24 protein-coding genes are annotated in these 8,855 nt (G+C 67.8%); 21 read left to right on the forward strand and 3 right to left on the reverse strand.

Annotated elements, in window-relative coordinates:
* Nucleotides 1-384: tyrosine-type recombinase/integrase (locus Afe05nite_RS43110; RefSeq protein WP_203823150.1), on the forward strand; the 384-nt coding region annotated here is incomplete at its 5' end.
* Here the strand turns inward: Afe05nite_RS43110 and Afe05nite_RS43115 are convergent.
* Complete coding sequence (locus Afe05nite_RS43115) at nucleotides 381-848, reverse strand: helix-turn-helix domain-containing protein (protein WP_203823151.1); 468 nt, start codon at nucleotides 846-848, stop codon at nucleotides 381-383. The genes Afe05nite_RS43110 and Afe05nite_RS43115 overlap by 4 nt on opposite strands.
* Before the next feature lie 200 nt (nucleotides 849-1,048).
* Here Afe05nite_RS43115 and Afe05nite_RS43120 point away from each other — a divergent pair, with 200 nt between their 5' ends.
* A complete protein-coding gene (locus Afe05nite_RS43120; RefSeq protein WP_203823152.1) occupies nucleotides 1,049-1,282 on the forward strand; it encodes a helix-turn-helix domain-containing protein in 234 nt (77 codons plus the stop codon).
* On the opposite strand, the gene Afe05nite_RS43125 is transcribed toward Afe05nite_RS43120, so the two are convergent.
* Complete coding sequence (locus tag Afe05nite_RS43125; protein ID WP_203823153.1) at nucleotides 1,246-1,545, reverse strand: hypothetical protein; 300 nt, start codon at nucleotides 1,543-1,545, stop codon at nucleotides 1,246-1,248. The genes Afe05nite_RS43120 and Afe05nite_RS43125 overlap by 37 nt on opposite strands.
* A gap of 65 nt (nucleotides 1,546-1,610) precedes the next feature.
* Between Afe05nite_RS43125 and Afe05nite_RS43130 the strand changes: the two genes are divergently transcribed.
* The 13 genes from Afe05nite_RS43130 (at nucleotide 1,611) to Afe05nite_RS43190 (ending at nucleotide 5,485) form a co-directional block, all read left to right on the forward strand.
* Nucleotides 1,611-1,835, forward strand: a complete 225-nt coding sequence (locus tag Afe05nite_RS43130) for a hypothetical protein (RefSeq protein ID WP_203823154.1) — start codon at nucleotides 1,611-1,613, stop codon at nucleotides 1,833-1,835.
* 82 nt (nucleotides 1,836-1,917) lie between these two features.
* Nucleotides 1,918-2,163 carry a hypothetical protein gene (locus tag Afe05nite_RS43135; protein WP_203823155.1) on the forward strand — a complete coding sequence of 82 codons (246 nt, stop codon included), beginning with the start codon at nucleotides 1,918-1,920 and terminating at the stop codon, nucleotides 2,161-2,163.
* The gene (locus Afe05nite_RS43140; protein ID WP_203823156.1) at nucleotides 2,160-2,396 is read left to right on the forward strand and encodes a hypothetical protein; all 237 of its coding nucleotides are present in this window, start codon (nucleotides 2,160-2,162) and stop codon (nucleotides 2,394-2,396) included. Before Afe05nite_RS43135 ends, Afe05nite_RS43140 begins: the two co-directional genes overlap by 4 nt.
* Nucleotides 2,393-2,674: a hypothetical protein gene (locus tag Afe05nite_RS43145; protein WP_203823157.1), complete on the forward strand. Its 282-nt coding sequence runs from the start codon at nucleotides 2,393-2,395 to the stop codon at nucleotides 2,672-2,674. Before Afe05nite_RS43140 ends, Afe05nite_RS43145 begins: the two co-directional genes overlap by 4 nt.
* A 42-nt stretch (nucleotides 2,675-2,716) precedes the next feature.
* The gene (locus tag Afe05nite_RS43150) at nucleotides 2,717-3,139 is read left to right on the forward strand and encodes a hypothetical protein (protein ID WP_203823158.1); all 423 of its coding nucleotides are present in this window, start codon (nucleotides 2,717-2,719) and stop codon (nucleotides 3,137-3,139) included.
* Nucleotides 3,136-3,450: a hypothetical protein gene (locus tag Afe05nite_RS43155; protein WP_203823159.1), complete on the forward strand. Its 315-nt coding sequence runs from the start codon at nucleotides 3,136-3,138 to the stop codon at nucleotides 3,448-3,450. The genes Afe05nite_RS43150 and Afe05nite_RS43155 overlap by 4 nt, the downstream gene beginning before the upstream one ends.
* A complete protein-coding gene (locus Afe05nite_RS43160; RefSeq protein WP_203823160.1) occupies nucleotides 3,447-3,710 on the forward strand; it encodes a hypothetical protein in 264 nt (87 codons plus the stop codon). The genes Afe05nite_RS43155 and Afe05nite_RS43160 overlap by 4 nt, the downstream gene beginning before the upstream one ends.
* Entirely contained in the window at nucleotides 3,703-4,020 is a 318-nt protein-coding gene (locus tag Afe05nite_RS43165; RefSeq protein ID WP_203823161.1) for a hypothetical protein, read from the forward strand. Before Afe05nite_RS43160 ends, Afe05nite_RS43165 begins: the two co-directional genes overlap by 8 nt.
* Nucleotides 4,020-4,250, forward strand: coding sequence for a hypothetical protein (locus tag Afe05nite_RS43170; protein ID WP_203823162.1), 231 nt, complete (start codon nucleotides 4,020-4,022; stop codon nucleotides 4,248-4,250). The genes Afe05nite_RS43165 and Afe05nite_RS43170 overlap by 1 nt, the downstream gene beginning before the upstream one ends.
* The gene (locus Afe05nite_RS43175) at nucleotides 4,247-4,492 is read left to right on the forward strand and encodes a hypothetical protein (protein ID WP_203823163.1); all 246 of its coding nucleotides are present in this window, start codon (nucleotides 4,247-4,249) and stop codon (nucleotides 4,490-4,492) included. Before Afe05nite_RS43170 ends, Afe05nite_RS43175 begins: the two co-directional genes overlap by 4 nt.
* On the forward strand, nucleotides 4,489-4,938 hold the full coding sequence (locus Afe05nite_RS43180) for an XF1762 family protein (protein ID WP_203823164.1): 450 nt from the start codon (nucleotides 4,489-4,491) through the stop codon (nucleotides 4,936-4,938). The genes Afe05nite_RS43175 and Afe05nite_RS43180 overlap by 4 nt, the downstream gene beginning before the upstream one ends.
* A complete protein-coding gene (locus Afe05nite_RS43185; RefSeq protein WP_203823165.1) occupies nucleotides 4,935-5,240 on the forward strand; it encodes a hypothetical protein in 306 nt (101 codons plus the stop codon). Before Afe05nite_RS43180 ends, Afe05nite_RS43185 begins: the two co-directional genes overlap by 4 nt.
* A complete protein-coding gene (locus Afe05nite_RS43190) occupies nucleotides 5,237-5,485 on the forward strand; it encodes a hypothetical protein (protein ID WP_203823166.1) in 249 nt (82 codons plus the stop codon). The genes Afe05nite_RS43185 and Afe05nite_RS43190 overlap by 4 nt, the downstream gene beginning before the upstream one ends.
* 4 nt (nucleotides 5,486-5,489) lie before the next feature.
* Here Afe05nite_RS43190 and Afe05nite_RS43195 read toward each other — a convergent pair whose 3' ends face one another.
* Entirely contained in the window at nucleotides 5,490-5,705 is a 216-nt protein-coding gene (locus Afe05nite_RS43195; RefSeq protein ID WP_203823167.1) for a hypothetical protein, read from the reverse strand.
* A gap of 146 nt (nucleotides 5,706-5,851) precedes the next feature.
* Here Afe05nite_RS43195 and Afe05nite_RS43200 point away from each other — a divergent pair, with 146 nt between their 5' ends.
* Genes Afe05nite_RS43200 through Afe05nite_RS43225 form a run of 6 tightly spaced genes read left to right on the forward strand, consistent with a single transcriptional unit; the run spans nucleotide 5,852 to nucleotide 8,743 of the window.
* Nucleotides 5,852-6,676: a phage antirepressor N-terminal domain-containing protein gene (locus Afe05nite_RS43200; protein WP_203823168.1), complete on the forward strand. Its 825-nt coding sequence runs from the start codon at nucleotides 5,852-5,854 to the stop codon at nucleotides 6,674-6,676.
* A complete protein-coding gene (locus Afe05nite_RS43205) occupies nucleotides 6,673-6,855 on the forward strand; it encodes a hypothetical protein (protein ID WP_203823169.1) in 183 nt (60 codons plus the stop codon). Before Afe05nite_RS43200 ends, Afe05nite_RS43205 begins: the two co-directional genes overlap by 4 nt.
* Nucleotides 6,852-7,385, forward strand: a complete 534-nt coding sequence (locus tag Afe05nite_RS43210) for a VUT family protein (protein ID WP_203823170.1) — start codon at nucleotides 6,852-6,854, stop codon at nucleotides 7,383-7,385. The genes Afe05nite_RS43205 and Afe05nite_RS43210 overlap by 4 nt, the downstream gene beginning before the upstream one ends.
* A gap of 4 nt (nucleotides 7,386-7,389) precedes the next feature.
* Nucleotides 7,390-8,085, forward strand: coding sequence for a hypothetical protein (locus Afe05nite_RS43215; protein WP_203823171.1), 696 nt, complete (start codon nucleotides 7,390-7,392; stop codon nucleotides 8,083-8,085).
* Nucleotides 8,082-8,279: a hypothetical protein gene (locus Afe05nite_RS43220; RefSeq protein ID WP_203823172.1), complete on the forward strand. Its 198-nt coding sequence runs from the start codon at nucleotides 8,082-8,084 to the stop codon at nucleotides 8,277-8,279. Before Afe05nite_RS43215 ends, Afe05nite_RS43220 begins: the two co-directional genes overlap by 4 nt.
* On the forward strand, nucleotides 8,276-8,743 hold the full coding sequence (locus tag Afe05nite_RS43225) for a hypothetical protein (RefSeq protein WP_203823173.1): 468 nt from the start codon (nucleotides 8,276-8,278) through the stop codon (nucleotides 8,741-8,743). Before Afe05nite_RS43220 ends, Afe05nite_RS43225 begins: the two co-directional genes overlap by 4 nt.
* Nucleotides 8,744-8,855: the final 112 nt, after the last annotated feature.

Genomic DNA, 8,855 nt, shown 5'->3' on the forward strand with positions numbered 1-8,855 from the left:
CCGAACCCGTACGGGGTGTTGTGGACAGAGGACAACTTCCGTAAGGAATTCTGGTGGCGGGCGGTTGCTGCGGCGCAGCGTTGCCCGGAGCACCCTCCGCCGGTGCGTCCGTACGGCGGTCGGGGGCGGCGCCCGCAGTGGGGCGTCCACGATGTGTCGGCGTGTGATTGTCCTGGCAGGCTGCATCGGCGCCCGAGACCGCACGACCTGAGGCACACGCACGCGTCGGTTCTGATTAACGCCCGATGGGATCCGAAGAAGGTGCAGGTCCGGTTGGGGCATGCGAACTTCTCGACGACGATGAACCTGTATGCCCACGTGCTGGATCTGGGTGGGGTGGCGGAGTTGGAAGCGGTTGCTGCCTGGCTGCGGCCGGCTGTCTAGGTTTCGGTGGAGCGGGCGTCGCGGATGAGTTCGTCGGCGCGTTCGCTGGCGAATCTGTGCTGATCGGTGAGTAGCCGGCGGATGATTTCGGCTTTTTGCCGGTCGGTGAGGTCAGGGCTGCGGATGATCCGGATCAGCGGGTCGTCCGGGTCATCGGGCCTGCTCAGTTCTTGCAGTGCACGAATGGTGTCGCTGTCGTCGTAGGTGTGGGCGATGAAGGCTTGACGCCGGACCTTTGGCTGTCCGCCGTCTGCCGCTGCCTGGAGGGCGCCGGGTTCCCACTGAAGTGCTTCCTCGATCGCCGCGATGGTGTTGGGGTGGTATTTCTCGCGGCGTCCGGTTTCGAGGTCTCCGATGGTGCGCAGCCCGACGCCGGAGGTTTCGGCTAGGGCTTCGCGGGTGCGGAGGTTCAGTTCGACTCGTCGGGCGATGACGAGCTTTCCGAGGCGTTGCCAGTCAGCCATGACGCCATTGTTGTGGCAACCGTTGGCAACGTTCAAATTTGGCACGGCCATGTAAGCCACAGGAGCCCCCAAGCTCATGCATCGACGTTCGCCCATGCTATCGGGCACGTAGCCACTTTCGGGGTAGACGGTCGGCCGATAATGCGACACGTTGCCATTGGATGCTTGTCAGGTTGCCACCTACCGCCTACGGTTGCCATATGCCTACAAGAGCCGACGGCGCGGCCATCCGCCGCCTGCGCGAGGACAAAGGCCTGAGCATCCCTCAACTCGCAGCGCAGGCCGGCCTGGACCGCGTGTCCGTCTACCGCATCGAAAACGGATTCCGCCACGGCAACGAAGACAGCCGCCTGAAGCTCGCCAACGCGCTCGGCGTGCCCGTGTCGACCATCGCCGTCTACATCCCGCCGCAGCGCAGCAAGGCGGCTGCCTGATGACGTCCCCCTTGATCTCCATGGCCGAGTTCGCCCGCCTTGTCGCCCGCGAACAGCACCGAGTGCTTCCCCTGCCAGAGGTCGCCGAACTGACGGGCTTCTCCCTGCGCAGACTCGAGCTCGACTGCCGGGCTGACCGCATCGACCACACCAAGGACGGCAACACCCGCGGCATGACCCTCGCTCAGGTTGACCAACTGGTCGCCAGCAGACGGCGAGGAGGTGGCCAAGCAATAGCTTCTGTCGAGGATCCGTCCGATCACGAGAAGGCAGTTGCCGCCTCTCTGCGCAACGCCAATCGTGGGCGCCGGGCTGGGCGGGCTGCTGCATGACCGCCCCGACCCGCAACGACCGTCAGCTCGAGACTTCCCGCGGTCAGGTGTCCGGCTGGTTCGTGCTCGCCGAACCCGGCTCGGTTTACGAGTGCGGTAGTGGCGGCGTCTTGGTCAACGTCGGCGAGGAGTTGCCGGTGTGGCGCCATGACCGGGGGTCGGCGCGGCGCCTGCTGCTGGAGTGCGGTTTGCCGACGGACGCCCTGGATGCGCTGCCCTGAAACGAAAGCGGCGTCCCGGATGTCTCAACCATCCAGGACGCCTCGCTGATCTTCTCACCCGCTATGCACAAGCGAGGAACAGATGACGATCGATCAAAAGCTTACGGGTGCGCCTGAAGCGTCGGCCACCCAGCCCCCCGAACCTGGCGCGAGCTCGTACCCGAGCGTGTTCGCCGACGCCGCGGACGCCGCGCGGTTCTTCGACGCCCTGACTGACTGCTGCGCTGAGGGCGAATGCCCCGAGCACCGCCGTGAGAGGGCTGGCAGCGAGACGGAGTGGCGCCGGAAGGCGAACCAGCCGGCGGCGTGGAAGCTCAATGGCGCATGATCGCCGCCGCCGATCCCCTGTTCCACTTCGGTCATCTGGCCACGGTGATGCAGCAGCCCCGCCCGGTTGTGCTCGAGCGCTACGGCAAACCGACGGAGCGGATCACCCAGACCTGGTTTACGTGGGTGTGCGAGGCGGGCTGCCAGCCGCCTGAGGGCGTTGCGTGGAGCCACGCCGAACTCGCCGCGGAGATGGGCTACAGCCACCCGGAGCGCATGGCGGCGAGTGTATGACTGCCGTCGCCTGGTTCGCCGCTGGCGCTTTCTTCGCCGGCCCGCTGTTCGGCCTGGTTTGGTGGTGGCTGCTGGCCCCGCAGGTGCGCCGCCACGCCTACGACGTGTGCCAGGAGCGTGCCCGCCTCGAGTACGGCCCGAAACCCGCCTGTTCGGAGGGGTTCGACGTGCCCGAGCCGAAGCACCGCCGCCGTTGGGCGTTGCTGAACCGCAAACGGCCCGAGCCTGCACCGGCAACTTCCGGCCCTGTGTCGATTCTCGGCAAGCAAGCCCTCTGACCTGCTTTTTCTTGTTCGTCCTCAATTCACCGAGGGATCATCATGAGCGTTTCTGACACCAATACCCGCGTTTTCCTGCCCCACGAAACGACTGTGGAGGACTTGCGCGGCTTGCACCCGCTTTCGCCTGTGGTGCGGGCGCTACTGGAGCGGGCCCGAGCTCAGCAGCCGTTACGCGTCGCGGGTGGGGCCCAGCACCGGATGCCGGACGAGTTGCTTCCCGGCCAGGTGGCTGCGCCGACCACGGCCCCGTTCCCGATGTTGGCGGAGTTGCCGGGTGAGCGGACCACCCGTCTTGATCCGGCCGCCGCTTTGTCGGTGGCGCCGATGCCGTTGCCGTCCCGCGCCCACGGTCATGCTTTGGCCGCGGCGAACGATCCGGAGTCGCAGCGTCTCCCCTGGCATGCCCGTCTCCTGGCGGGGGCGCTGCACGCACTGCCGCGTCTGGGGCGGGGGTCGCGGTGACTGGCGAGCAGATGACCGGGTTTGCGTCGTTCTTCGCCGGCGCCCTGCTGGTGACGTTGCTGGCGTTGTGGTCGGACGGGTGTTTGTCCGGCTGGTTGCGGGAGTGCCGTCTGGACTGGCGGGTGCGGCGCATCGCCCGTCGCCGTGACCTGGACGCCGCCTACCGGCTGCTGGTGCAGGAGGAGGCCGAGTACCTGGGTGAGGCGCGGACGCTGCTCGCCGAGGTGGACGCGACGTTGGACGAGTTGTTCGAGCCGTGGGATTCGTCGGGCTGGCTCGAGGACGCGCCGCGTGAGGACGGTGCGCGGTGAGCGGCCCGAACGAGCGTCAGTTCGGTGTGAACGACCCGTACCGGCGGCGGTTCCCTGACCCGCACGTGTGGGCGTCGAACGGTGCCACGTTCGGGGATTGGGCAGTGGAGATGACCCGGCAGCGGGTGAACGAACTGTCGTGGGAGACCGCCGGTCAGCAGTTGGGTGAGGAGATCGAGCAGGTGTTGGCCGGGGAGGCGCCGATGCCTCCTTCGGTGCCGGTTCGGCGTCGGATGCGGCGGGGTGAGCCCGGTGAGTGACCTTCGACCGCACGAGGTTTTGGCCGAGATCGCGACGCGGGATCTGGTCCTGGCCGCCCAGTTGCGCGGGTTGAAGGCCGACTTCCGCGATGACCGGCGTGTGCTTGATCTGCTCGATGGGCTGATCGGTGCTCTCGGCAGCCATGAGGCGTACGCCCGGAACTGGGCGGACCGGTTCGCCCCGCGCAGTCACAGCGAGAGCCGGGAGGCCATCGCGGTCCCGTTGCGGCCCAGTTCGCCGGGTGAGGACACGCGGGCGTGGAAGGCCGGTCAGATCCGGGAGATGCTCCGCAACCGGGGGCAGTGGTGATGGCCGATGTGGTGGGCGGGTTGGGGGCGCTGCTGCTACCCGGCCCGCTCCTCGCCCTGCTGGCCGCCGCGGCCTTGTTGGCGTTCGGTGCGTGCTGTTACGGGTGGGGCCGGCGGTCGGCGTTCCGGGAAGTCGACGACGGCCGGGAGGCGGTGCTTCGGGCAACCGAGGATGCGGCCCGGCCGAGTGTGGTGTTGCTGCTGCCAAGCCAGCGGGACGGTGAGCGGTGAGCGACCACCTGCAAACCCAGCTGGCGAAACCCGGCGACGACGCGGTCACACGGGCGAAGGCGGCCCGTTTCCTGACCCGCACCGGCGTCACCGACCTGATCGAAATCCTCGGTCTCGGCGAGGTGAAGCCGGTCCGGCGGGGCGGGAACTGCGTGCACTGCGGCAACAAGCTGCCGGGGCACGGGGTGTGCCGGCGGGGCAAGCGGTGCCGTGAGTCTGCTGAGGGTCGGGTGGCGGCGTGACCACACTCGCTGTTGTTCCGATCTCGTTCACGGATGCCTGCACCTTCGTTTCCGAGTGGCATCGGCATCATCTACCGCCGGTCGGGCACAAGTTCTCGTTGGGCGTGGCCGCCGACGAGGTGTTGGTCGGTGTCGCAATCGTCGGTCGGCCGGTGGCTCGGCACTACGACAACGGTCTGACGCTTGAAGTCATCCGCTCGGCGACCGACGGCACGCCGCATGCCAATTCCATGCTGTACGGCGCGGCCTGGCGAGCAACGAAGGCACTCGGATACCGGCGCCTGATCACCTACACGCAGTCCGGCGAGTCGGGCTCGTCGCTGCGGGCGGCGGGCTGGCAGGTCGTTGCTGAGCGGCCCGCCCGGTCGGGCTGGACAACGCCGAGTCGACCCCGGGAGTCGCGCGGCACGGAGAACGTGCAGCGTTTCTTGTGGGAGGCCGCATGAGCGCGGACGACCTGCGCCCGATGCGCGAAGACAGCACCTTCACCTGCGACTGGGGCTACTGCGACGAGGAGTCCGTCGCCGAGCGCTTCGACCCAGCGTCGGGCAGGTGGCTGGCGGTATGCCGCAAGGACTCCACCGTGTCGAGCGATCACCGCCAGTCGCCTGGTCGCGCCCATTGCACGGAGTGCTGCGGCGAGTATGCACTGACGGTCGACGGGAAGATGCGGTTGCACAGTCGCAGGTTTGCGCGCTGTCCCGGTTCGGGCCGGGCGCTGCCGCCGGGATCGCCGGTGGTGCGGTGACCGACGACCACGTGTGCATGCCGCTGGTCGACGACGACGGCCAGGTGGTTGCCCGTGTCCACGCCTCCCCTCACCTGGGCGTGGAGGGCCGTCGTGCCCTGCTGGCTGTCGTGGAGGCGGCCAGCAGGGTGCAGGCGCAGCGGGACGCGGCCGATCCGGTGGGGGCGGCTGAGCGGGCGGCGCGGTTCGAGGCGGGGCAGCGGCGGATCAGGGAGCGGAACGCGCGGCTGCGGGGTGGCGCGTGAGCGCTCAGAGGTCGGTCGGCTCGCCGTCTTGCTCGGCCTTCGCTCGGTACCAGTCCATCGGGACGAACGCGCCGATCGCCTTGCCGTGGCGGGTGAAGATCACGTGCTTGCCACCCGGTTCCGTTGTGCCGTCCCCGGCGGGGCCGCCCGTGACCTGCGCGACGACCCACTTGATGCGCAGCCGTAGCTCCTGGATGCCGATGACCACCCGCTTCGCCATGTCGAGATCGTACGGGTTTCTGTGCGGACTTCTGTCACTTCGTTCGCGGGTCGTGATCAACGTCGGTTCACCCTCTCGGACTCTGACACTTTCACTGTCACTAGTTCTGTAACTTTTACTGTATGCTCTTAGCTACAGAAGCGGCAATGGCTGCTCTGGCGATCGATGAAAGGGGTCGAGCTTTGACGCTCCCCGACGGAAGCCGCGCAGCAGAAATCGTGCGCGTCCCGTTCCAAGGAACCGAGATCCACACCACGCTCGTCAGCGGTGAACCCCACGTCGTCATCCGCCCAACCCTCGAAGGGCTCGGCCTCGACTACTCGGCCCAGCTGAAGAAGCTGAAGACCAAGTCATGGGCAACCGTGGCAACCACTGCCACAGTTGCCGAAGACGGCAAGGTCCGCGAGATGACCACCGTCGACCTCGACACCTGGGCGATGCTGCTCGCCAACGTCGACGAACACCGCGTTGCCCCCGGCAGCAAGCAGATCGTCATCGACTACCAGCGCGAGAGTGCACGAGCGCTTCGCGAGTACTGGACGAACGGCGGCGCGATCAATCCGCGAGCCACCGAAGACCAGCTCACCGCGATCATCTCCCGCGCCGAAGGTCAGGCCCGCGTACTGCGCGCCCTCGACGGCATCGTCGACGCGACCTGGCTCGAAGCGAAAGCCCGCCACGTCGCCGCCCGTGCACTCGGCGAGGAACCCGAGATCGACCTCACCACCCGACCGCTGACCGTCGGCGAGTACCTCGAAGAGAAAGGCGTCAGCGGCAAGGCGCTGCGCAGCATCTCCCCCAAGTTCGGCGGCTCCATGAAGCGCCTCTACATCGCCCAGTACGGCGTCGAGCCGGGCAAGACCGAGCGGTTCGTCGACGGCGCACTGCGCAACGTCGCCGTCTACACCGAGGCGCACCGGCCGATGTTCGACGCCGTGTACCGCGAGCTGATCGGCCGGGTGGCGGCATGACCACCGTCGTCTGCATCCGCTGCAAGTCCACCGAGTCGGCCGGCCTCTGCCGCACGTCGCACAACGCGGCTCTCTGCCACGCCTGCTACCGGATCACCCACTTCGTCGAGGTGTGCTCGCGGATCTGCATGGACTGTGCGCGTGAGGGCTTGGACCCGATGACGGCGGTGGCGGCGTGAGCGCGATCCAACGGCGGCTCCTCGCGACCAGCTCGGCTGCCGTCTTCGTCGCCCTCGTCGTCGCCTCAAACTGGCTGACTGCGCGCTACGGGCTCATCGGCGGATTCGTGGCGGCTGGCACGTTCACCGCCGGGCTCGTTCTCGCCGCCCGTGACGCCGTCCGGGAGACCGCAGGCATCTGGGCGTCCCTCGCCTGCATCGCCGCCGGTGTCGCCGCCTCAGCCTCCATGGCGGGTCCGCGGCTCGCCCTCGCGTCCGGTGTCGCGTTCGCGCTGTCCGAGTTGGCCGACACAGCGATCTACGAGCCGCTGCGCCGCCGCAGTAAGACCCGAGCCTTGGCTTGGTCGAACCTCGTCGGCTCGGTCGTCGACAGTCTCCTGTTCCTCACCTTGGCCGGTTTCCCCATCTGGCCGGCCGCAGCCGGTCAGGTCGCCGTGAAATGGCTGATGGCCGTTGTCCTGCCGCTGCTCGTCGTGGGGGTGCTGCGTGTTTCGGTACTTCGCGACCGCGTCCGGACCGAGGGTGCGTGAGGCGATGCGCAACGGTTTGCTCGACCAAATCACCACGCCGGCCAGCCAAAACCTGCTCGAACCGGACGCCGCTTGGTGTGCCGACAACGGCATCTACTCACAGGCATACCCCGGCGACGGGCAATACCTGCGCTGGCTGTCCACCCTTCCGGGCCCGGCCCGGTGCCGGTTCGCTGTCGCCCCCGATGTCGTCGCCGACCACAACGCAACACTGGAACGGTCCTGGCCGATGCTGCGCCGAATCCGCGAGGCAGGTCTGCCCGTCGCCCTATGCGCCCAGAACGGCGCCACCCCGGACGACCTCCCGTGGGACTACATCGACGCGGTGTTCCTCGCCGGAATTGTCGAGTGCGTCCCCTGCGGTTGGGTACCGTCCGTCGCCTACCTGCCCCTCGACGGGTGCCCGAACGGGCACCAGCTCGCCGAGTGGAAGACCAGCGACATTGCCTGGCGAATCGCTGCGGAGGCGAAGGCGCACGGCAAGTGGGTGCACATGGGTCGGGTCAACACCCGCAACCGCATGTTGAAGGCCAAGGCGATGGGCTGCGACTCCGCCGATGGCACGTATCTGGCGTTCGGCCCGGACCAGAACCTACCGAGCCTCCTGTCGTGGCTGTGCGAGCCCGTCGAAAGGGCCGCCGTCCAGATGGACCTCTTCGCTGACGCGGCGACACCTGCCCTGCTCGGAGAAGTCGCATGACCACCGTCCTCGCGCCAGCCGACCTGTCCTCCGAGTTCCCCACCGTCCCGCTCAAGTGCAAGCCGGAGCAGGCGGCGAACGTGCCCGACAACCCGTGCGTGCGTCCGGGTGAGCAACTGCGATGCCGGTTGTGCCCGGCGAGCCCGAGCTACTGGCGCCGCACCGAGATCAAGACTTTGGAAGGAGTGGCATGACCAGTCAGCACTACGACGAGGTGTTCAACCGCGCGGTTGACGCGGCTTGGGGAGTGCTTCCGAGCAGCGTCGCGCCAGCCAAGGGAGATGTTGCCGAAGCGCTGCGCGTTGCCTCCGACGTGTTCGCCTCCGACGACCAGGCGTACGCCGACAAGCTGGTAGCCGAGACCGGCATCGCGGGGTTCAACCTCGACGGCCGCGGCCGACTCGACCTGGTCTTGGCGCACGAGCTCGCCGCGAAGATGACCCTCGCGTTCAAGACAATCCTCGACGCCCAACCGGGTGCGGAGAACTACGTCGAGCAGGAAGTGATCGAACGCAACGGTGGCGGGCGGTACGTGTTCATCGTCTGCAAGCCCGGCGGGAAGACCCCGCATCAGCTGCGCCGCGAGGCTGAAAGTCAGCGGGATGCGCTGCTGTCCGAGGTTGAGGAACTGCGGCGCCGGCTGGGTGATTCCGCATGACCATCCAGTTGGACGTCTCCGCGGCCGAGTCCGCGATCAGCCGCCTCGACGACGGCGAACCGCTCGTCGGCGATAGGTCGCTGGCCGACCGGTACGACCTGCTCCTTCAGCA

Origin of the sequence: Paractinoplanes ferrugineus (assembly GCF_016862195.1) — a bacterium.
GTDB lineage: Bacteria > Actinomycetota > Actinomycetes > Mycobacteriales > Micromonosporaceae > Actinoplanes > Actinoplanes ferrugineus.

What these genes read in the sequence shown, in the direction of transcription:
- Afe05nite_RS43115 (WP_203823151.1), bottom strand. Translation starts at nt 848, where the DNA reads ATGGCTGACTGGCAACGCCTCGGAAAGCTCGTCATCGCCCGACGAGTC.
- Afe05nite_RS43120 (WP_203823152.1), top strand. Translation starts at nt 1,049, where the DNA reads ATGCCTACAAGAGCCGACGGCGCGGCCATCCGCCGCCTGCGCGAGGAC.
- Afe05nite_RS43130 (WP_203823154.1), top strand. Translation starts at nt 1,611, where the DNA reads ATGACCGCCCCGACCCGCAACGACCGTCAGCTCGAGACTTCCCGCGGT.
- Afe05nite_RS43135 (WP_203823155.1), top strand. Translation starts at nt 1,918, where the DNA reads ATGACGATCGATCAAAAGCTTACGGGTGCGCCTGAAGCGTCGGCCACC.
- Afe05nite_RS43140 (WP_203823156.1), top strand. Translation starts at nt 2,160, where the DNA reads ATGATCGCCGCCGCCGATCCCCTGTTCCACTTCGGTCATCTGGCCACG.
- Afe05nite_RS43145 (WP_203823157.1), top strand. Translation starts at nt 2,393, where the DNA reads ATGACTGCCGTCGCCTGGTTCGCCGCTGGCGCTTTCTTCGCCGGCCCG.
- Afe05nite_RS43150 (WP_203823158.1), top strand. Translation starts at nt 2,717, where the DNA reads ATGAGCGTTTCTGACACCAATACCCGCGTTTTCCTGCCCCACGAAACG.
- Afe05nite_RS43170 (WP_203823162.1), top strand. Translation starts at nt 4,020, where the DNA reads ATGGCCGATGTGGTGGGCGGGTTGGGGGCGCTGCTGCTACCCGGCCCG.
- Afe05nite_RS43185 (WP_203823165.1), top strand. Translation starts at nt 4,935, where the DNA reads ATGAGCGCGGACGACCTGCGCCCGATGCGCGAAGACAGCACCTTCACC.
- Afe05nite_RS43195 (WP_203823167.1), bottom strand. Translation starts at nt 5,705, where the DNA reads ATGGCGAAGCGGGTGGTCATCGGCATCCAGGAGCTACGGCTGCGCATC.
- Afe05nite_RS43200 (WP_203823168.1), top strand. Translation starts at nt 5,852, where the DNA reads ATGGCTGCTCTGGCGATCGATGAAAGGGGTCGAGCTTTGACGCTCCCC.
- Afe05nite_RS43205 (WP_203823169.1), top strand. Translation starts at nt 6,673, where the DNA reads ATGACCACCGTCGTCTGCATCCGCTGCAAGTCCACCGAGTCGGCCGGC.
- Afe05nite_RS43215 (WP_203823171.1), top strand. Translation starts at nt 7,390, where the DNA reads ATGCGCAACGGTTTGCTCGACCAAATCACCACGCCGGCCAGCCAAAAC.
- Afe05nite_RS43220 (WP_203823172.1), top strand. Translation starts at nt 8,082, where the DNA reads ATGACCACCGTCCTCGCGCCAGCCGACCTGTCCTCCGAGTTCCCCACC.
- Afe05nite_RS43225 (WP_203823173.1), top strand. Translation starts at nt 8,276, where the DNA reads ATGACCAGTCAGCACTACGACGAGGTGTTCAACCGCGCGGTTGACGCG.